General features: G+C 69.3%; 19 protein-coding genes. 8 read left to right on the top strand and 11 right to left on the bottom strand.

The window, feature by feature from the left end:
- Window positions 1-48 precede the first annotated feature (48 nt).
- Genes ffh through ACZ6YG_RS23205 form a run of 5 tightly spaced genes read right to left on the bottom strand, consistent with a single transcriptional unit; the run spans window position 49 to window position 5,895 of the window.
- The gene (ffh, locus tag ACZ6YG_RS23225; RefSeq protein ID WP_148033781.1) at window positions 49-1,599 is read right to left on the bottom strand and encodes a signal recognition particle protein; all 1,551 of its coding nucleotides are present in this window, start codon (window positions 1,597-1,599) and stop codon (window positions 49-51) included.
- A gap of 55 nt (window positions 1,600-1,654) precedes the next feature.
- A complete protein-coding gene (locus ACZ6YG_RS23220; RefSeq protein ID WP_148033782.1) occupies window positions 1,655-2,269 on the bottom strand; it encodes a GTP-binding protein in 615 nt (204 codons plus the stop codon).
- A complete protein-coding gene (locus ACZ6YG_RS23215) occupies window positions 2,223-2,624 on the bottom strand; it encodes a DUF742 domain-containing protein (protein ID WP_148033783.1) in 402 nt (133 codons plus the stop codon). The genes ACZ6YG_RS23220 and ACZ6YG_RS23215 overlap by 47 nt, the downstream gene beginning before the upstream one ends.
- Window positions 2,625-2,629: 5 nt before the next feature.
- Window positions 2,630-3,052 (bottom strand): roadblock/LC7 domain-containing protein, encoded by a 423-nt coding sequence (locus ACZ6YG_RS23210; RefSeq protein ID WP_148033784.1) that lies wholly within the window; start codon window positions 3,050-3,052, stop codon window positions 2,630-2,632.
- Window positions 3,049-5,895, bottom strand: a complete 2,847-nt coding sequence (locus tag ACZ6YG_RS23205) for a sensor histidine kinase (protein WP_219546584.1) — start codon at window positions 5,893-5,895, stop codon at window positions 3,049-3,051. Before ACZ6YG_RS23205 ends, ACZ6YG_RS23210 begins: the two co-directional genes overlap by 4 nt.
- Window positions 5,896-6,287: 392 nt before the next feature.
- Here ACZ6YG_RS23205 and ACZ6YG_RS23200 point away from each other — a divergent pair, with 392 nt between their 5' ends.
- The 4 genes from ACZ6YG_RS23200 to ACZ6YG_RS23185 are packed head-to-tail and all read left to right on the top strand — an operon-like array spanning window position 6,288 to window position 9,859.
- Window positions 6,288-7,277 (top strand): ABC transporter substrate-binding protein, encoded by a 990-nt coding sequence (locus tag ACZ6YG_RS23200; protein WP_261808793.1) that lies wholly within the window; start codon window positions 6,288-6,290, stop codon window positions 7,275-7,277.
- Window positions 7,274-8,050: an ABC transporter permease gene (locus ACZ6YG_RS23195; RefSeq protein ID WP_148033786.1), complete on the top strand. Its 777-nt coding sequence runs from the start codon at window positions 7,274-7,276 to the stop codon at window positions 8,048-8,050. The genes ACZ6YG_RS23200 and ACZ6YG_RS23195 overlap by 4 nt, the downstream gene beginning before the upstream one ends.
- Window positions 8,047-8,829 carry an ABC transporter permease gene (locus ACZ6YG_RS23190; protein WP_219546583.1) on the top strand — a complete coding sequence of 261 codons (783 nt, stop codon included), beginning with the start codon at window positions 8,047-8,049 and terminating at the stop codon, window positions 8,827-8,829. Before ACZ6YG_RS23195 ends, ACZ6YG_RS23190 begins: the two co-directional genes overlap by 4 nt.
- 25 nt (window positions 8,830-8,854) lie before the next feature.
- Window positions 8,855-9,859, top strand: a complete 1,005-nt coding sequence (locus tag ACZ6YG_RS23185; RefSeq protein WP_148033788.1) for a methyltransferase — start codon at window positions 8,855-8,857, stop codon at window positions 9,857-9,859.
- Here ACZ6YG_RS23185 and ACZ6YG_RS23180 read toward each other — a convergent pair.
- The 4 genes from ACZ6YG_RS23180 to ACZ6YG_RS23165 form a co-directional block, all read right to left on the bottom strand.
- Entirely contained in the window at window positions 9,856-10,416 is a 561-nt protein-coding gene (locus ACZ6YG_RS23180) for a GTP-binding protein (RefSeq protein ID WP_148033789.1), read from the bottom strand. The two genes, ACZ6YG_RS23185 and ACZ6YG_RS23180, sit on opposite strands and share 4 nt — an antisense overlap.
- 7 nt (window positions 10,417-10,423) lie before the next feature.
- Window positions 10,424-10,747, bottom strand: coding sequence for a DUF742 domain-containing protein (locus tag ACZ6YG_RS23175; RefSeq protein ID WP_148034881.1), 324 nt, complete (start codon window positions 10,745-10,747; stop codon window positions 10,424-10,426).
- Window positions 10,748-10,830: 83 nt separating this feature from the next.
- Window positions 10,831-11,253: a roadblock/LC7 domain-containing protein gene (locus ACZ6YG_RS23170; RefSeq protein WP_148033790.1), complete on the bottom strand. Its 423-nt coding sequence runs from the start codon at window positions 11,251-11,253 to the stop codon at window positions 10,831-10,833.
- Window positions 11,250-13,982, bottom strand: a complete 2,733-nt coding sequence (locus ACZ6YG_RS23165) for a sensor histidine kinase (RefSeq protein WP_187281343.1) — start codon at window positions 13,980-13,982, stop codon at window positions 11,250-11,252. The genes ACZ6YG_RS23170 and ACZ6YG_RS23165 overlap by 4 nt, the downstream gene beginning before the upstream one ends.
- Window positions 13,983-14,577: 595 nt before the next feature.
- Here ACZ6YG_RS23165 and ACZ6YG_RS23160 point away from each other — a divergent pair.
- The 4 genes from ACZ6YG_RS23160 (at window position 14,578) to ACZ6YG_RS23145 (ending at window position 18,055) form a co-directional block, all read left to right on the top strand.
- Window positions 14,578-15,579, top strand: coding sequence for an ABC transporter substrate-binding protein (locus ACZ6YG_RS23160; RefSeq protein ID WP_187281344.1), 1,002 nt, complete (start codon window positions 14,578-14,580; stop codon window positions 15,577-15,579).
- Window positions 15,580-15,641: 62 nt separating this feature from the next.
- The gene (locus ACZ6YG_RS23155) at window positions 15,642-16,388 is read left to right on the top strand and encodes an ABC transporter permease (RefSeq protein WP_466019158.1); all 747 of its coding nucleotides are present in this window, start codon (window positions 15,642-15,644) and stop codon (window positions 16,386-16,388) included.
- Window positions 16,385-17,182 carry an ABC transporter permease gene (locus ACZ6YG_RS23150; RefSeq protein ID WP_364226558.1) on the top strand — a complete coding sequence of 266 codons (798 nt, stop codon included), beginning with the start codon at window positions 16,385-16,387 and terminating at the stop codon, window positions 17,180-17,182. The genes ACZ6YG_RS23155 and ACZ6YG_RS23150 overlap by 4 nt, the downstream gene beginning before the upstream one ends.
- Window positions 17,183-17,281: 99 nt before the next feature.
- Window positions 17,282-18,055 (top strand): ABC transporter ATP-binding protein, encoded by a 774-nt coding sequence (locus ACZ6YG_RS23145; protein ID WP_187281345.1) that lies wholly within the window; start codon window positions 17,282-17,284, stop codon window positions 18,053-18,055.
- Window positions 18,056-18,127: 72 nt separating this feature from the next.
- Here ACZ6YG_RS23145 and ACZ6YG_RS23140 read toward each other — a convergent pair whose 3' ends face one another.
- Together ACZ6YG_RS23140 and ACZ6YG_RS23135 are read right to left on the bottom strand one after the other, a co-directional pair.
- A complete protein-coding gene (locus ACZ6YG_RS23140; RefSeq protein ID WP_148033795.1) occupies window positions 18,128-18,706 on the bottom strand; it encodes a GTP-binding protein in 579 nt (192 codons plus the stop codon).
- A complete protein-coding gene (locus tag ACZ6YG_RS23135) occupies window positions 18,687-19,094 on the bottom strand; it encodes a DUF742 domain-containing protein (RefSeq protein ID WP_246640375.1) in 408 nt (135 codons plus the stop codon). The genes ACZ6YG_RS23140 and ACZ6YG_RS23135 overlap by 20 nt, the downstream gene beginning before the upstream one ends.
- Window positions 19,095-19,106: the final 12 nt, after the last annotated feature.

The following is a 19,106-nucleotide window of genomic DNA, read 5'->3' as shown; positions in this document are numbered from 1 at the left end:
CCAGACGCCGGACACTGCCCGGGACCCACACGCCCGCCGCCACGAAGATTACTTCTGGCCGGGCAGCCGCAGCTTCGACGGGTCGAAGCCGGGGGGCAGCTCGACGCCCGGAGGCAGCTTGCCGCCGAGGTTGCCCAGCGCGCCGCCCTTCTTGGGCGCGGCGGGGGCCTCGTCGGCCGCGGCCGCCTTGCCGAGCGCGGCCTTGCGCGGGTCGCCGCTCACGCGCCGCCCCTTCTTGGCCTTCTTGGAGGACTTGGCCGCCTTGCCCTTGCCGCCCGGCATGCCGGGGATGCCCATGCCGCCGGCCATCCGCTTCATCATCTTCTGGGCCTCGAAGAAGCGGGTGACCAGGTTGTTGACGGCGCTGACCGTGGTGCCGGAGCCGTTCGCGATGCGGGCCCGCCGGGAGCCGTTGATGATCTTCGGGTCCTGCCGCTCGGCCGGGGTCATCGAACGGATGATGGCGGCGATGCGGTCGAGGTCGCGGTCGTCGATCGAGTTGATCTGGTCGCGCATCTGCCCCATGCCGGGCATCATGCCGAGCAGGTTCTTGATGGGGCCCATCTTCTGGACCATCATCATCTGCTCGAGGAAGTCCTCCAGCGTGAAGTTCTCGCCCGAGGTGAGCTTGCCCGCCATCTTGGCGGCCTGCTCCTCGTCGAACGTCTTCTGGGCCTGCTCGATCAGGGTGAGGATGTCACCCATGTCGAGGATCCTGGAGGCCATCCGGTCGGGGTGGAAGGCGTCGAAGTCTTCCAGCTTCTCGCCGGTGGAGGCGAACATGATCGGGCGGCCGGTGATGTGGCGCACCGACAGGGCCGCGCCGCCGCGGGCGTCGCCGTCGAGCTTGGTGAGCACCACGCCGTCGAAGCCGACGCCGTCCATGAACGCCTGGGCCGTGGTGACGGCGTCCTGGCCGATCATGGCGTCGACCACGAACATGATCTCGTCGGGCTGGACCGCGTCGCGGATGTCGGCGGCCTGCCGCATGAGCTCCTGGTCGATGCCGAGGCGGCCGGCGGTGTCGATGATGACGATGTCGTGCTGCTGGCGCCTGGCCTCGTCGATCGAGCGGCGGGCGACGTCGACCGGGTCGCCGACCCCGTTGCCGGGCTCCGGAGCGTAGACCGCGACCTGCGCGCGCTCGCCCATCACCTGGAGCTGCTGCACCGCGTTGGGGCGCTGGAGGTCGGCGGCGACCATCAGCGGCACGTGGCCCTGCTCGCGCAGCCACTTGGCGAGCTTGCCCGCCAGCGTGGTCTTGCCGGAGCCCTGGAGACCGGCGAGCATGATCACGGTCGGCGGCGTCTTGGCGTAACGCAGCCTGCGCGTCTCGCCGCCCAGGATCTCGATCAGCTCGTCGTTGACGATCTTGACGACCTGCTGCGCCGGGTTGAGCGCCTGCGAGACCTCCGCACCGCGGGCGCGCTCCTTGACCCGGGCGACGAACGCCTTGACCACCGGGAGCGCGACATCGGCCTCGAGCAGCGCGATGCGGATCTCGCGGGTGGTCGCGTCGATGTCGGCGTCGGACAGCCGACCCTTGGATCGGAGGGAGGAGAAGACCGATGTCAGCCGGTCGGAAAGCGTCTCGAACACGTGGTTGGCCAGTCCTCGAAGCGAATGTGGGTCTGCTCTCAGCCTATCCGCTTCGCTAGCCGTTCCAGCCTGGCACGGCCATCCGGACCGACAACGCGTGCTCCACGAGGTTGATCAGAGCGCCCTTGACCGAGTCCTTCGTACGCGCGTCGAGACGGAGGAGCGGGATGTGCGGCGCGAGCGTGAGCGCCTCACGGACCTCGTTGTCGCCGTGCGGGTACCGTCCGTCCCAGCCGTTGATGCCCACGATGAAGGGCAGCTTGGCCTCTTCGAAGTAGTCGATGGCCGGGAAGCTGTCGGCCAGCCGGCGCGTGTCGACCAGGACGACCGCGCCGATCGCCCCCTTCACCAGGTCGTCCCACATGAACCAGAACCGGTGCTGCCCGGGCGTGCCGAACAGGTAGAGGATCAGGTCGCGGTCCAGGGACACGCGGCCGAAGTCCATCGCCACCGTGGTGGTCGTCTTGAGCGGGGTCATGCCGAGGTCGTCGATCCCCGCCGACGCGTCGGTCATCACGGCCTCGGTCGTCAGCGGCATGATCTCGGACACGGCGCCGACGAACGTCGTCTTGCCCACCCCGAAGCCGCCGGCCACCACGATCTTCGCCGAGGTGAGCCCGGGGCTAGAGCCTGCGAAGTCCACTGAGCACCCTTTCCAGCAGGTTGACATCCGGCCTGCCCTCGTCCAGCTGCGGCTGGTGCACCCGGACCAGGCCCTCAGCGGCCATGTCGGCGATCAGCACCCGCGCCACGCCCAAGGGCATCCGTAACAGCGCCGACACCTCCGCGACCGACCGCACCTGACGGCAGAGATGGCTGATCGCCTGGTATTCGGGAGTGATGTGGGAGAACTCCCGGTGCTCGGCCGTCGCCGACGACACCAGGGCCTCCATCGCGAGCTTGACCCTGGGCGCGGTCCGCCCGCCGGTCACCGCGTAGGGACGGACCGGCGAGGCCGGGTCGTTGCTCGACGGCGGAGGCGGCTGGGGAGTCCAGCCGCCGCTGTTCCATCTGGGGTCCGTCACCTACATCACCTGGTCTGGCTGGCGCGCAGCTCGGCACGCACCGCCGGGGTCAGCACCTTGCCGGCGCGATCCACCATCAACGTCATCTGGTACGCGACCAGTCCCATGTCGCAGTCCGGAGCGGCGAGCACTCCCAGACAGGAACCGTCGCTAATGGACATGATCAGCATGAGCCCCCGTTGCATCTCCACGATCGTCTGGTTCACGGCGCCGCCCTCGAACACCCGGGCCGCGCCCTGGGTCAGGCTCACCAGCCCGGAGGCGATCGCCGCCAGCTGGTCGGCCCGGTCCACCGGAAACCCGGCCGACGTGGCCAGGGGCAGTCCGTCGGACGACACCACCACCGCATGCGCGACACCGGGAACACTGTTGACGAAGTCCGTGACCAACCAGTCCACTCCCCGCGCCGCCTGGCTCAGGTCGTTCACGCGCCCTCCTCCCTGTTCTCCCTCGGGTCAGAGACGTTCGCCCTGCCCTCGCTGATGTCGTCGCGTGCCGCACGGAAGCCCTTCTGGAAGCTCGCCAGCCGGCTGCGCACCCGGTCCGGTGAGATCGCGGGCATCGGGGCGACCCCCTTGGGCGCCGCGGCCGTGTCGGCCGAGCCCGGCACCAGGTTCGCCTTCGGCACCCGCTTGGGCAACCCTGAGGCCGTCGCGCCGTCCCGTACGGGTTCGGCCGCCGCCTGCGCCGCGGTCCATCCCGCGTCCGCCTTGGCCGACCCCCACGCGCCGCTGCTGCCACCGCGCTCGAACCAGGCCGACTCCACCGAGGCGAAGATCGGCAGGTAGTCGTCCCCTCCCGAGGAGGCGTTGACCGCGGGCATGGGGCCGGTGGCCCCCGACTCGGCCGTCTCCGGGAAGTCGTACGCCTGCTTGCCGCGGTTGGCCGGGTTCCTGGTCGGCAGCGGGTCGGCGGGCCGCTCGATCGGCGGCGCCTGCTCGTTCGTCCAGCTGCCGGGGACGCGCGAGGGGATCCACACGTCGTCGGTGTCGAACCCGCCGCCGCCGCGCGGATCGGACGGCCACGCGCCCGAGCCGCCGCCGTTGGACGGCCACTGCACGTTGGTGGCGGGCCAGGAGCCGCTGGGTTCCGCGCTCCCCGGGTACGAGGGGTGCGCCGGGCTCATCTGGAAGCCGTTGTCGCCCCACTGGGGCACGGGCGGCGGCGAGGTGAAGGCCTCGGCCCTGGCGCGCTGCATGCCGGCCAGCGCCCCGGCGGCGCCGGCCGCGCCGTCGAAGCCCTGCGTCTGCGCGCCCAGCAGGCTCTCGGGCACCAGCACCATCGCGGTGAGCCCGCCGCCGCTCTGCGTCCTGAGCTGTACGCGGATGCCGTGCCGCTGTGCCAGCCGGGAGACCACGAACAGGCCCATGCGGCGCGAGACCGAGACGTCCACGGCCACGGTCTGGGCGAGCCGCTCGTTGGCCTGGACGAGTTCTTCCTGGGTCATGCCGATGCCGGAGTCGCTGATGGACAGCATCACGCCGCCGCCGTCGATCCGGCTGCCGGACACCGTCACCCGGGTCTCGCGCGGGGAGAACGACAGCGCGTTCTCCACCAGCTCGGCGATCAGGTGGATGACGTCGTTGACGGCCTGGCCGGCGACGGAGACGCCGTCGGGGACCTGGAGCACGACCCGCTCGTAGTTCTCGACCTCGGAGAGCGAGGCGCGGGCCACGTCGACCATCTTGACGGGCTGGCTCCAGCGGCGGGGCGGCTCCTGGCCGGCGAGGACCAGCAGGTTCTCGGAGTTGCGGCGCATGCGGGTGGCCAGGTGGTCCAGCTTGAACAGGTTGGCCAGCCGCTGCTCGTCCTGCTCGCCCTGCTCCAGGCCGTCGATCAGGGTGATCTGCCGCTCGACCAGCGTCTGGCTGCGCCGCGACAGGTTCACGAACATCGCGTTGACGTTGGCGCGCAGGCGGGACTCCTCGCCCGCCAGCCGCACCGCTTCCCGGTGCACCTCGTCGAACGCCCGCGCGACTTCACCGATCTCGTCCTTGGAGGAGATCTGGATGGGCGGCACGTGCAGCGACTCCGGATCCGCCTCGCCCTCGCGCAGCTGACGCACCAGGCCGGGCAGCGTCTTGCCGGCGACCTTGAGCGCGTCCCCGCGCAGTCGCCTCAGCGGCCGTACGAGCGAGCGCGCCATGACGGCGGTGACCACGAGGACCAGCGCCAGCAGCAGGATGACCAGGCCGATGCTGAAGGCGGCCGCCTGCCGGTCGGCGCCCTGCAGGTCGGCGCTGCGGGTGGCGATCTGCTGCGAGAGGGCCTTCTGCACCTCGTTCTGCTTGTCGACCGTCCGTGTGATGGAGTCGTACCACTTGTCGACGTCCTTGGTGGTCGTGGTGTCCAGGCGCTGCAGCGCCGTCCCCGCGTTGTGCAGGAAGATCGCGCGGTTGGCGTAGAACTCGGCCCGGCCGACCTCGACGCTGGTGACCGTGTTGTCGAAGTGCTGGCGCTGGGCCGGCGTGGCGGCGCTGCGGAAGGTCGCCCGCTCGCTCTCGCGGCGGGCGCGGGCGTCGACGAAGGCGTTGAACTCGGGTCCGGTGAACTCGTTCTTCAGCAGCGCGGCGGACAGCAGCGCGCGCTGCTTGGAGGTCTCCTCCTCGGCCCGGGCCACGGCGCGCATGGCCGTGCTGGTCGAGGTGATCTGCTCGTCGGCCGCCCCCTGGCCGACCTCGTCGAAGAGCTGCAGCAGATCGCTGATGACCTCGCTGTACTTCTCGATGGTCGGCAGCGGCGGGAGCTGGCTTCCCTGGATCGTCTTGCGCATCGTGGGCAGCTGCCCGAGCCGGAAGCGGGTGAGTTCCAGACGCCTCTGGCCCAGATCCGACAGCAGGCCCTGGGCGGAGCCCGAAATCCCGAGTAAGCGCTTGGCGCTGGCGTCGACGATGTCCTGCTGCGTGGTCAGCGGCTGCAGTTCGCCCTGTCTGCGGTTGGAGGCGACGTAGCGGGCGGCCCGGTCGCGCTCGACCGCCAGGTTGTGCGCGAGCTCCCCGACACTGCTCATCAGCGTGTTGACCTCACCGACCTGCGCGTACTGCTGGGCGCTGCCGATGGAGGTGCCGACGCGCAGCGCGCCGAGGAGGACGCCGACGATCGTCGGGATGGCGATGAGGGCGATGAGGCGGGTCCGTACTCGCCAGTTACGCAGAGCGAACGAGCTGCCCGGCTTGGGCAGCGGCCGGTCCGCCGGCGCCAGCGTGGAAACGGGCGGTCCCGGCAGGTCTTGCGCCCTGCTACGACCGGAATCGGTCGCTGGTGTCCTCACTGTGGCAACCTCTCGCCATAGCCTGCTGCTTAGTGGGGATCACGCGCATTTGGCACGCCGACGCGTGATCGCAGGCAAGTTCGGTGCCCAATTTGAGCACAAACCTCATAGTTGAGCCAACGCCTCACGAGTTTTCCATCGTCCAGAGGGCCGCTTTGTTCGAGCCGCTAGCTTCCGTTTACGGAGAGCTACGATCTTCCGATTCGGACATATGACCCTTTAGATGACAGAAAGTAATATATGCGACTATAAAGCGAGAAGTCGTGTTAAGCAGAAAAGTAGGGGATTCGAGACGGATCGGCTTCAGCTCTGATCTCCCCTCCGGTACGCTTCACGCCCGGCGATCGAATGCCGCGCTCCAATAGCTTCCCCCCTGGTAGGAGACCTTCCCCATGACACGCAACCTGCGCTGTCGCGCCATTGCCGTCGGCGCCGCAGTCGCACTCGCCCTTACCGCCTGTGGCAGCGGCGGCGAGTCCCCCGACACGACGGCCAACGCCGACGGTCTGGAAAAGACCACCATCAAGGTGGGGGCCCTCCCCATTCCCGACCCCGTGTCGCTCTATATCGCGAACGCCAAGGGCTACTTCAAGGAGGAGGGCCTCACGGTCGAGCCGGTCATCATTACCGGTGGCGCGGCCGCGATCCCGCAAGTGGAGAACGGCTCACTCGACATCTCCATGACGAACTACGTCTCGACCTTCTCCGCGGTCGAGGCCGGCAAGAAGCTCAAGCTCGTCGCGGACATGTACCAGGCCGCTGAAAACAACTTCAACATCATGGTCCCGAAGGACTCGCCGATTAACGCGGTGGCGGACCTCAAGGGCAAGACCATCCTGGTCAACAACCTGCGCAACGTCGCCACGCTTGCCGTGACGACGCAGCTGAAGGTCGCCGGTCTTACTGAAAACGACGTCAAATTCGCGGAGAAGCCGTTCCCCGAGATGGGCAACGCCATCGCGAGCGGCCAGGCCGACGCCGGCTGGATCACCGAGCCGTTCATCACCGCGACGCAGAGCCAGCTCGGCTTCCGCAAGCTCGCCGACACGATGACCGGTGAGACCGAGAACCTGCCCATCGCCGGCTGGATGGCCACCGAGGAGTGGGCGCAGAAGCACCCGAAGACGCTGGCCGCCTTCCAGCGCGCGATCTCCAAGGCCCAGACCCTCGCCTCCAGCGACCGCAAGGAGATCGAGGCGATGATCCCGACGTACACGAAGATCACGCCGGAGGTCGCGTCGGTGATCACGCTCGGCACCTACCCGAGCGAGCTGAACGCCGACCGGCTGCAGAAGGTCGCCGACCTGATGCTCGAGTACAAGTACCTCGAGAAGCCGATCGACGTGAAGTCGATCATCGTGGCTCCCCCAGCAGCAGGATGAGAAGTGCCCAACTGACCCGCGGCGCCATCGGCGTCGCGGGCTTCCTCATTCTCGGCGAGCTGGTCGTCAGACTCTGGGTGTCCCGGACGTTCGACTTCCCGGCTCCGTCGGTGATCCTGTACGAAGCCGCCCTCCTCCTGGCGGACCCCGAGTTCCTCGAAGGAATGCTGGTCACGATCGGAAACTGGGCACTCGGCCTGCTGGTCGCGATCGGCGTCGGGGTGCCGCTGGGCGTGCTGCTCGGCGCGCTGCCCCGGGCGGAGCAGGCGGTCCGGCCGCTGCTGGAGTTCATGCGGCCGATCCCGTCGGTGGCGATCATCCCGCTGGCGATCCTGCTCATCCCCGAAGACTCGCTGATGAAGGTCTCGGTCATCGTCTACGCGTCGCTGTGGCCGATCCTCATCAACACCCTGTACGGCATGCACGACGTCGACCCGCTGGCCAAGGAGTCGATGCGGACCTTCGGGTTCGGCCCGCTGGCGGTACTGGCCCGGGTCAGCCTGCCCAGCGCCGCGCCCTTCATGGCGACCGGCGTGCGGATCGCCGCCGGGATCGCGCTGGTGCTGGCCGTGAGCGCGGAGCTGCTGGCCGGCGGCGTCAACGGCATCGGCGTGTTCGCGGTCGCGGCCGGCTCGGGCAACCGGATGGACCTGATCATGGCGGCCACGCTGTGGGCCGGGATCTTCGGCGTGGTGGCGAACCTGGCGTTGCAGACGGCCGAGCGGCGCCTGTTCCGCTGGCACTGGCTGCGGACGGGAGGGGCGCGGACGTGAAAGTGCTCAACCGGCTCTGGTTCGTACCCCTGGTGATAGTCGCCTGGGAGCTGGTCACCCGCTTCGTCTACGTGGACGACGACTTCCCGCCTCCCAGCGAGATCGTCGTGCGGATGTACGAGCTGTGGTTCTCGGGACCGGCCTCCCGGCTGTTCCTCACCGATGACGCGTTCGCCAACATCATGCCCAGCCTCGGCCGCATGTTCGGCGGCTGGGTCCTCGCCTCGCTGATCGGCGTGGTGGTGGGGGTGGTCCTGGGGCGCTCGCGCACCATCTCCGGGTACGTGGACGGGCTGATCGAGTTCGGCCGGGCGGTGCCGCCGCCGATGCTGCTGCCGCTGTTCCTCGTGCTGTTCCAGTCGGGCCTGGCGACGCAGCTGGCCACGATCGTGTTCGGCGTCATCTGGCCGGTGCTGCTCAACAGCATCGACGGCGCCCGGTCGGTGGACCGCACCTACACCGAGACCGCCACCGTGTTCGGGCTGTCGAAGGCCCAGCATCTGCGGGTGGTCGTCATCCCCGCGGCGTCACCGAAGATCTTCGCCGGGCTGCGGCTGAGCCTGTCGCTGGCGCTGATCCTCATGGTGCTCTCGGAGATCTTCGGCGGCACCGACGGCATCGGCTACCAGATGCTGCAGGCGCAGCGGAGCTTCGACGCGGCCGGCGTCTGGTCGGCGATCGCGCTGCTCGGCGTGCTCGGCTATCTGGTGAACGCGCTGTTCGTGCTGGCCGAACGGCGGGTCCTGGTCTGGCACCGCCAGGCCACCCGCAGACCATGACGATACGAGATCGAGAAAGGAATCCATGCGTCACTCCGACGACCTCATCTGGGACGCGATGGCGGATCTTTCCCGCTTCGCGGCCCTGCTGACCATGGCCGAGCTGGGCGTGGCCGACGAGCTGGCCCACGGCCCGCTCGAGCCGGCCGAGCTGGCCAGGCGGTGCGAGGCGGATCCGCGCGCGCTCCGCAGGGTGCTGCGCGAGCTGGCGGCCATGGGCCTGGTGCGGCGTGCCGGAGACGACCGTTACGACCTCTCCGAACGGGGCACCGCGCTGCGCTCGGACGTCCCCGGCTCGCTGCGCTCGTCGATCCGGATGCTGGGCGACGAGAGGCTCTGGTATGCGATGGGCAACCTGCCCGCCACCGTCCGCTCGGGATCGTCGGCGCTCACGGCCCGCTACGGCCCTCTCTACGAGAGCCTGGCCACCGACCCCGAGGCGAGCAGGATCTTCGGCGAATACATGTCGACCAGGGCGATCCCGTTCATCGAGGGCCTGGTGAAAGGCTACGACTTCACCGGCGTGCACAGCCTGGTGGACGTGGGCGGCGGGCGTGGACACATCCTGTCGGCGATCCTGCGGGCCAACCCCGAGATGCGCGGAGTGCTGCTCGACCGGGAGCACGTCGTCGAGCAGGCCAGGCAGGCGCTCGCGGACGACGGTCTGGCCGGCCGCTGCGAGCTGGTGCCGGGCGACTTCTTCCGGTCGGTCCCGGAGGGCCGGGACGCCTACCTGCTCGGCAGCGTGCTGCACAACTGGGACGACGAGGACGCGGTGGCGATCCTGCGCACGGTGCGTCAGGCGATGAGCCCGACCGGCCGGGTGCTGATCCTGGAGATCGTGCTGCCCGACGACGACGCTCCCCACCTGGGCAAGGACCTCGACATGCGGATGCTCGCCGTCTTCGACGGCGGCGCCGAGCGCAGCAGGGCGGAGTACGGTGCGCTGCTCGCCCGCGCGGACCTCACCCTGACCAGGGTCGTCGGCCTGGAGGCCGCCGCCAGCGTGATCGAGGCGGTTCCCGCCTAGCCGTTCCAGCCGGGGACGGCGGTGCGCACGGTCAGGGCGTGCTCGACCAGGTGGATGAGCGCGCCCTTCACCGATTCCTTGGAGCGCGCGTCCAGGCGGATGAGCGGGATGTGCGGGACCAGCGAGAGCGCGTCGCGCACCTCGCTGTCGGGGTGCGGATACTGCCCGTCCCAGCCGTTGACGCCCACGATGAAGGGCAGCTGGGCCTCCTCGAAGTAGTCGATCGCCGGGAAGCTGTCGGCCAGCCGCCGCGTGTCGACCAGCACCACGGCCCCGATCGCGCCGCGCACCAGGTCGTCCCACATGAACCAGAACCGGTGCTGACCCGGCGTGCCGAACAGATAGAGGATCAGGTCACGGTCCAGGGAGACCCGCCCGAAGTCCATGGCCACGGTCGTGGTCGACTTCAGCGGCGTCATGCCGAGGTCGTCGATCCCCGCCGACGCGTCGGTCATCACGGCCTCGGTCGTCAACGGCATGATCTCCGACACGGCGCCGACGAACGTCGTCTTGCCCACCCCGAAGCCGCCGGCCACCACTATTTTGGTCGAGGTCAATTCCCCGCTAGAGCCTGCGAAGTCCACTGAGCACCCTTTCCAGCAAGTTGACGTCCGGACGGCCGGCATCCAGCTGCGGCTGGTGCACGCGTACGAGCCCTTCAGCCGCCATGTCGGCGATCAGCACCCGCGCCACCCCCAGGGGGATGTGCAGCAGAGCCGACACCTCGGCGACCGACCGCACCTGACGACACAATCGGGAAATCGCTTGATATTCAGGGGTTATATGGGAGAACTCCCGGTGTTCGGCGGTGGCCGACGACACCAGCGCCTCCATCGCCAGCTTGACCCGCGGCGCCGTCCGCCCGCCGGTCACCGCGTAAGGCCGCACCGGCGACGCCGGGTCGGCCTGCGATCGGGGCGGGAGGCCCTGCTCCCAGCCGCCGCTGTTCCACCGCGAATCCGTCACCCGCATCACCTGGTCTGGGCCGCGCGCAGTTCCGCACGCACCGCGGGCGTGAGCACTTGCCCCGCCCGGTCCACCATCAAGGTCATCTGGTACGCCACCAGGCCCATGTCGCAGTCGGGGGCGGCCAGCACCGCCAGGCAGGAGCCGTCCGAGACCGACATGATGAGCATCAGCCCCCGCTGCATCTCGACGATGGTCTGCGCCACCCCGCCGCCTTCGAACACCCGGGCCGCTCCCGCGGTCAGCGACACCAGGCCGGACGCGATGGCCGCGAGCTGATCAGCCCTGTCCGCGGGGAACCCCGACGAGGCCGCCAGCGGCAGCCCGTCGGAGGAGACCACCACGGCGTGCGCCACGCCCGGCACCGTGCTGACGAAATCGGTGATCAACCAGTCCACGCCACGTGCGGCATGGCTCAGCTCGTTCATAGGTCCTCGCCTGTGTCGTCGTTCCTGCCGTTGATGCCGCCGAAGGTGTTCCCTCCGGACGCGTTCCCGCCGAAGGCCGGGCCGGGCGGGGGCGTGTTCGCCGGTGTCCGGCCGCCGTTGATGTCGTCGCGCGCCGCGCGGAAGCCCTGCTGGAAGCTCGACAGCCGGGAGCGGGTCCGATCCGGCGAGACGGCGGGCACCGGCATGACGCCCTTGGGCGCCGACGCGGTCTCGGCCGAGCCGGGCACCAGGTTCGCCCTGGGCACCCGCTTGGGCAGCCCGGCCGCGGTCGAGCCGTCGCGTACCGGCTCCACGGCCGCCTGCGCCGCCGACCAGCCCTCGTCCGCCTTCGACGAGCTCCAGCTCGAACCGCCGCGCTCGAACCAGGCCGACTCCACCGCGGCGTAGATCGGCAGGTAGTCGTCCCCGCTGCCGGAGGAGCCGGGGCCGACGGCCGGGAGCGGGCCGGTGGACGGCTCGCTGCCGGGGAACTCGTACTTCGGCCGCTCCGGCGGGTCGATGCGCTCGCCGTACGCGTAGCCCATGGGCTGCCGCTGGTCGGGCATGCCACGGCGGGGCATCGGCGGGTTGCCGCCGTTCCATCCGGGGGTGCGCGGGGGCACCCAGTCGTTGGTCTCGTACGACCCGCCGCCGCCCCGGCTGGGCTCCGGCCAGCTTCCGTCCGGCGGCCACGGCGGGGCCGGCCAGACGGAGCCGGCGCCGTCCGCTCCGACGTCGGGGCCTGGGAAGGAGGGGTGTCCGGGGCCCATCGGGAAGACGTTGAGCGGCATCGGCGCTGGCTGGGGCCCGGTGTACGCGTCGCCCTGGCCGCCGGACGCGCCCGCGAGGGCGGCCGACTGGGCGAGCAGCGACTCGGGGATGAGCACCATCGCGGTCAGCCCGCCCGAGGCGTGCGGGCGCAACTGCACCCGGACGCCGTGCCGGTGCGCCAGCCTGGCCACCACGTACAGGCCCATGCGGCGCGAGACCGCGACGTCCATGCCGGGCGTGTCCGTCAGCCGTTCGTTGGCCTGGGCGAGCTCTTCCTGGGTCATGCCGATGCCCGAGTCGGTGATCGACAGCATCACGCCGCCGCCGTCGATCCGGCTGCCCGAGAGCGTCACGCGGGTCTCGCGCGGGGAGAACGACAGCGCGTTCTCCACCAGCTCGGCCAGCAGGTGGATGACGTCGTTGACGGCCTGCCCGGCGATCGACACTCCGTCGGGGACCTGGAGCACCACCCGCTCGTATCCCTCCACCTCCGACAGCGAGGCGCGGGCCACGTCGACCATCTTGACCGGCTGGCTCCACCGGCGTGGCGGGTCCTGGCCGGCGAGGACCAGCAGGTTCTCGGAGTTGCGGCGCATGCGGGTGGCCAGATGATCCAGCTTGAACAGGTTGGCCAGCCGCTGCTCGTCCTGCTCGCCCTGCTCCAGGCCGTCGATCAGGGTGATCTGCCGCTCGACCAGCGTCTGACTGCGCCGCGACAGGTTCACGAACATCGCGTTGACGTTGGCGCGCAGCCGCGCCTCCTCCCCCGCCAGCCGCACCGCTTCCCGGTGCACCTCGTCGAACGCCCGCGCCACCTCGCCGATCTCGTCCTCGGTCTTGACCCCGATCGGCGCGACGGGGGCGGGCGTCGCGTCACCGCTGTCGCGCAGCGTGCGCACGGTCTCCGGCAGGCGGTGGTTGGCCACGTCCAGCGCCTCGCGGCGCAGCCTCCGCAGCGGCCTGATCAGGGAGCGGGCGATGAGCGTGATGACGGCGAGCACCACGAGCAGCAGGATCATGATGAGCCCGGCCGAGATCAGCGCCGCCCTGTTGGCGCCGTCCTCCAGCGCGCGGGCGCGCAGGATGAGGGAGGAGGACAGCGAGGTCTCCACCTTCCGCATCGCCTCGATCTTGCCGGAGCTCACGTCGAACCAGGTGGCGACGTCCTTGGCCGGGTCGGTGCCGATGCTCAGCGGCCGGTTCTGCGCCGACTGCGCGATGGCCCGGAGCCGGAACAGGTCGGTCTGGTCGATGTCCTGGCCCACGACCACGTTGCGGAAGAGTTCGAGCTGGTCCTGCGTCGCCAGCGTGGCGAAGAGCGTCTCCTCGCTCTCCTCCCGCGCCTTGGACGTGGTGAGGGAGTCCAGCTCGCCGGCGTCGAAGCTCTTCTTGTCCAGCGCGCTGGCGAGGATGCCGCGCTGTCTGGACGCCTGCTCCTTGGCCCGCGCGATCGCCGCCATGGCGCCCGCGGTGTGCGCGACCACGTCGTCGACGGCGACCTGGCCGAGCTGGTCGTGGAACTGCAGGATGCCCGCGTTGATCTGGGAGTACTTGACGATCGTCGGCAACGGCTGGATCTTGCCCTCGACGGCGGTGTCGCGCAGCGCCCGGATCTCCTCCAGCCTGCGCAGCACCGGGCGGACGGCGTCGCCGTGGGTGTCGTTCACGGCGGTGGCGCGCTGCCTGACGTCCGCGATGAGGTCGTCGACCTCGTTGTGGATGCCGCGCAGCTGCGGCTCGCGCACGTCGGGCCTGCCCTGGGCGATGTAGAGAGCGGTCTCGTCCCGCTCGGCGGCGAGCGCGTGGGAGACCGCGCCGAGCGACTCGCTCAGCTCGGCGACCTCGCGCAGGGTCTGGTACGTGTTCGCGTCCTGGAGCGAGGTGATCACGTTCAGGCCGCCCAGGGCGACGCCCACGGCCGTGGGCACCGCGATGAGCGCGACCAGGCGTGATCGCACGTGCCAGTTGCCCAGACGGAATCTGCTCGGGAAAGGTCTGGTCCGGTGTCGGTCCTGGTGGCCGTGCGGTTCGCGGTCAACGGAAGCTACAGCACCCTGCTTACTCACTGCCTTCGCAACCTCTCGCCCCGGACGGGGAATCTCGATGACCATTGCGGGTGGGGGCTCATTGACTATCGAGATGAGGGCCATTTCGAGCACGGGGCGCCTAATCGTCCCCGATATCGCGACACGGTCACCAGACCGCCCATCACGTCATGAGAAATGAGGGCAGCCGACTCACAGCTCGTATTGGCCGATCATCGAACGCATCACCAGTATCGGGAACCCACCCATCACCTCCTTCACCGCCCGACCCGAGCCCCTCAACCCCAGTCAAGGCAGGCGAAAGCACGAAGATTGTTAATTGTTCAAGCCAATCACCACGATAGAACGTCAAACCGGCAATGCAACCATAAGTGTTATTTTCGCGATGATGGAGCGCCATCTGGTGCTACCGTCAGTGCTTGTTGCGTGTCCAGGCGCACCTCCCGCGAGAAACAGACCACCCCCCTACCTTCAGGCTCCGTCTAACCGTGCGAAGGGAGTCCCAGACATGAGGCTTGGCCGTCCTAGCAGGGCCGCCGTCATCGGGCTGGTCCTGGCGCTGGGAATCACCGCGTGCAGCGGTGACAGCACCACGACCAGCGCGCCGACCTCAACCGCTGCCGCCAACGGCGGCCTGGAGAAGACCGAGATCAAGGTCGTCGGCCTGCCGGCCATCGACACGGCCGCCCTGTACGTGGCCATCGACCAGAAACTGTTCGAGAAGGAGGGGCTCAAGGTCACGCCGCAGATCGTGCAGTCGTCCCCCGAGGCCATTCCCATGCTCCTGAATGGCGAGATCGACGCCATGTTCGGCAATTACGTGTCCATGTTCCAGGCCCACGACCAGGGCGCGCTGAAGCTGCGGATCCTGGCCGAGGGCTCTCGCGCGGCCCCGGATTCCCTGAGTGTGATGGCTTTGCCTGATTCGCCGATCAGGTCGGCCAAGGACCTCGAAGGCAAGACGATCAACGTGAACGTCCTGCACAATTTCCAGGAGCTCGCGCTGACCCAGGTCCTAAAAGCAAATAATGTCGATCCGAAAAAGATCAAATACGTCCAGGTGACGTTCCAGAACATCATGCCGGCCTGGCAGAAGGGCCAGATCGACGCGGCTTACCTGGGTGAGCCCATGGTGACCGCGGCGACCTCCCAGATGGGCGCCCGCAAGATTCTCGACCCGGCGTCCGGCCCGGCCGCCGAGTTCCCCATCTCGGGCTACGTCAGCACCCAGGAATGGTACGAGAAGAACCCGAACACGGCCGCCGCCTTCCAGCGCGCGCTGCACGCCGCGGCCAAGATGATGGAGTCCAACCGCGAGCTCGTCGTCGACGTGCTGCCCAACTTCACCCAGATCGAGAAGGCGACCGCCGCCACCGTCACGTTCCCGTACTTCTCCAGCTCCGACAACCCGGTGCGGCTGCAGCGGGTGGCCGACTGGATGGTCGAGGCCGGATGGCTCGGCAAGGACATCGACGTCGCGTCGCTGATGTCGCCCACCACCTCGGGGTGAACGCCCCCGTACTCACCCGCTCGCCTCTGGCGCGTCCCCGGTCCTCCCGGTGGGCGCGCCGCGTGACGGGAGCGCTCGCGTTCGCCGCGCTGGTGGAGATCGCGGGGCGGGCCGGCCTGGCCGAGTTCCTGCCGCCCGCCTCGGAGATCCTCCAGCGCGCCGGAGCCCTGCTGTTCGACGAGGGCTTCCGCGCGCACGCGGGCACGAGCGTGCTCGCGTGGGCGATCGGGCTGGCCGTGGCGGCGCTGGTCGCGGTGCCGCTCGGCGTGCTGTTCGGCAGCGTCCCGATGATCGACGCGGCGACGCGGGCGATCGTGGAGTTCCTGCGGCCCATCCCGTCCGTGGCGCTCATCCCGCTGGTGGCGCTGCTCATCGGGACCGGCCTGCAGCTGCGCGTCACGCTGGTGATCTACGCCGCCGTCTGGCCCATCCTCTACAACACGATGTACGGGCTGCGCGGCGTGGACCCGGTGGCCAGGGAGTCGCTGCGCTCCTATGGCTTCGGCCGTCTCTCGGTGCTGTGGTGGGTGTCGCTGCCCTCGGCGGCGCCGTTCATCATGACCGGCTTCCGGCTGGCCACCGGGGTGGCGCTCATCCTGACCGTCAGCACCGAGATCGTGGCCGGGCGGGGCGAGGGCATCGGCGTGTTCATCTACTTCGCCGGCATCGCGGTGCCGGCCCGGATGGACGACATCCTCGCCGGGGTCGTCTGGGTGGGGCTGTTCGGCGTGGTGGTCAACGCCCTGCTGGTGGCGGCCGAGCGGCGGCTGTTCCGGTGGCATCACACGCGCGTGGGAGGCGGCTCATGACCAGGCTGGGCGGGGCGCTGCTCCGGTGGCCGCTGCTGATCGTGCTCGTGATCCTCTGGGAGGTCGCGACCAGGGCCGCGGGCAGCGCGTTCTTCCCGCCGCCGTCCACGATCGTGACCCGGATGCACGCCATGTGGTTCTCCGGGCCGCCCGGCAGGCTGTTCCTGACCGACCAGGCCGTGGCCGACATCCTGCCGAGCCTGGGCAGGATGGCGGGCGGGCTGGCCGGCGGCGCCACCGCCGGGATCCTGCTCGGGCTGGCGCTCGGGCTGTCCTCCAGGGCCTACGACTACCTCGACGGCGTGCTGCAGTTCCTGCGGGCGATCCCGCCGCCGGCGCTGGTGACGGTGTTCCTCGTGGTGTTCGGCTTCGGGATGCGGATGCAGCTCGCCTTCATCATGTTCAGCATCATCTGGCCGGTGCTGCTCAACACCGCCGACGGCGCCCGCGCGGTGGAGCCGCTCTACCTGGAGACCGGGCGGGCCTTCCGGCTGTCGCGCCGGGAACGGGTGCTGCGGATCGTGCTGCCCGCCGCGTTGCCGAAGGTGTTCGCCGGGCTGCGGCTGGCCCTGTCGCTGTCACTGATCGTCACCGTCTTCGCCGAGCTGCTGCCCGGCACCACGAACGGCATCGGCTTCCAGCTGACGGTCGCGTACTCGATGTTCAACCTGCCGGCGATGTGGGCCGGGATCGTGCTCCTGGGCATCCTGGGCTATCTGCTGAACGAGGTGTTCCTGGTCGTCGAGCGCCGCGTGCTCGGCTGGCATCACGCCCGCGAGACGGCGGGCGCTTGACATGAACCGGCCGGTACGGCGTAACCATGTGCAACCAATGTGGCCTTCGGTAGAGTCGCCGTGTTATCTCTGGATTCGCCCCCTTTTAGGACAATCGCCTTGCTTGAGATAGAGAACCTCACCCACATCTACGGCGGCGGCGGGCCCAGCGCGCACCACGCCATCGACCAGCTCAACCTGAGCGTGGCCGAAGGCGAGTTACTGTGCATCGTGGGCCCCTCCGGCTGCGGCAAGTCCACCCTCCTGCGGTCCATCGCCGGCTTGATCACCCCGACCGGCGGCCGCATCAAGGTCGACGGAGAGCTGGTCAGGCAGACCCCCGACAACCTCGCCGTGGTGTTCCAGGACTACAGCCGGTCCCTGTTCCCCTGGATGTCGGTGGCCGACAACGTGGCGCTGCCGCTGCGCCGCAAGAACATGGACAAGAAGCGCCGCCGCGAGGCCGCGGCCGAGGCGCTGGAGTCGGTGGGACTCTCCGGCGCGGGCCGCAAGTACCCGTTCCAGCTCTCCGGTGGCATGCAGCAGCGGGTGGCGATCGCCCGCGCGCTGGCTTACCGGCCCACGCTGATGCTCATGGACGAGCCGTTCGGCTCGGTCGACGCGCAGACCCGCGAGGACCTGGAGGACCTCGTGCTCAAGGTGCGCGGGCATCACAAGATGACGATCGTGCTGATCACCCACGACATCGACGAGAGCGTGTACGTGGGCGACCGCGTGGTGGTGCTGTCCAAGGCGCCCGCGCACGTCGTCGCCGACCTCCAGGTGGACCTGCCGTCGCCGCGCGACCAGATCAACACCCGCGAGCACCCCGACTTCGTCCACCTGCGCGCCGAGGTGGGCCGCCTGGTCCGCGGCCAGCCGGTGGCCCACTGACCTCCCGGGGGCGCGCAGGAGACACACGGCGGCCGCCGCCGGAACGCGGCGGCGGCCGTTCTCCCGTCCGGATCAGGCGGGCGCGTGCATGTGGCGGGACAGCGCGTGCTCGACCAGCGCGATCAGGGTGGCCTTGACCGAGTCCCTGACGCGGGCGTCCAGCCGCACGATCGGGGTCTGCGGGCCGATCGACAGCGCCTCGCGCACCTCGTCCTCCGAGTGGGCGAACTGCCCGTCCCAGCCGTTGATGCCGATGACGAACGGCAGCTTGGCCTCTTCGAAGTAGTCGATCGCGGGGAAGCTGTCCGCCAGCCGGCGGGTGTCGAGCAGCACGACCGCGCCGATGGCGCCGCGTACGAGGTCGTCCCACATGAACCAGAACCGGTGCTGACCGGGCGTGCCGAACAGGTAGAGGATCAGCTCCCGGTCCAGCGACACGCGGCCGAAGTCCATGGCCACCGTGGTGGTCGTCTTGTTGGGGGTGAGCGAGACGTCGTCCACACCGGCCGACGCGTCCGTCATCACCGCCTCCGTGGTGAGCGGCAGGATTTCGGACACCGCTTTCACGAACGTCGTCTTGCCCACGCCGAACCCGCCCGCCACGACGATCTTCGTCGAGGTGAGCCCGGCGCTAGAGCCTGCGAAGTCCACTGAGCACCCTTTCCAGCAGGTTGAGGTCCGGCTTGCCCGCGTCCAGGGCAGGCTGGTGCACGCGGATCAGGCCTTCTGACGCCATGTCGGCGATCAGCACCCGGACCACCCCCAGAGGTTGCTTTAAGAGGGCGGAGATCTCGGCAACTGACCGGACGTTCCGAGTCAGCTGAATGATCGCCTGATATTCCGGACTCAGCATTGAAATGTCTTGGTATTCGGACGTCACGGAGGACACCAGCGCCTCCATGGCGAACTTCATCCGCGGGGCGGTTCGCCCCCCGGTCACGGCGTACGGCCGGACCAGGGAGCTGGACTTCGGCGGACGGGGAGCCGACGGATGCGGCGGAGTATTGCTATCACCAGCCCAACCCTGACCTGACACCATGATCTCCTGTCA

This window comes from Nonomuraea sp. NPDC054003 (genome assembly GCF_055585125.1).
This window is presented reverse-complemented; position numbering and strand designations above follow the sequence as displayed.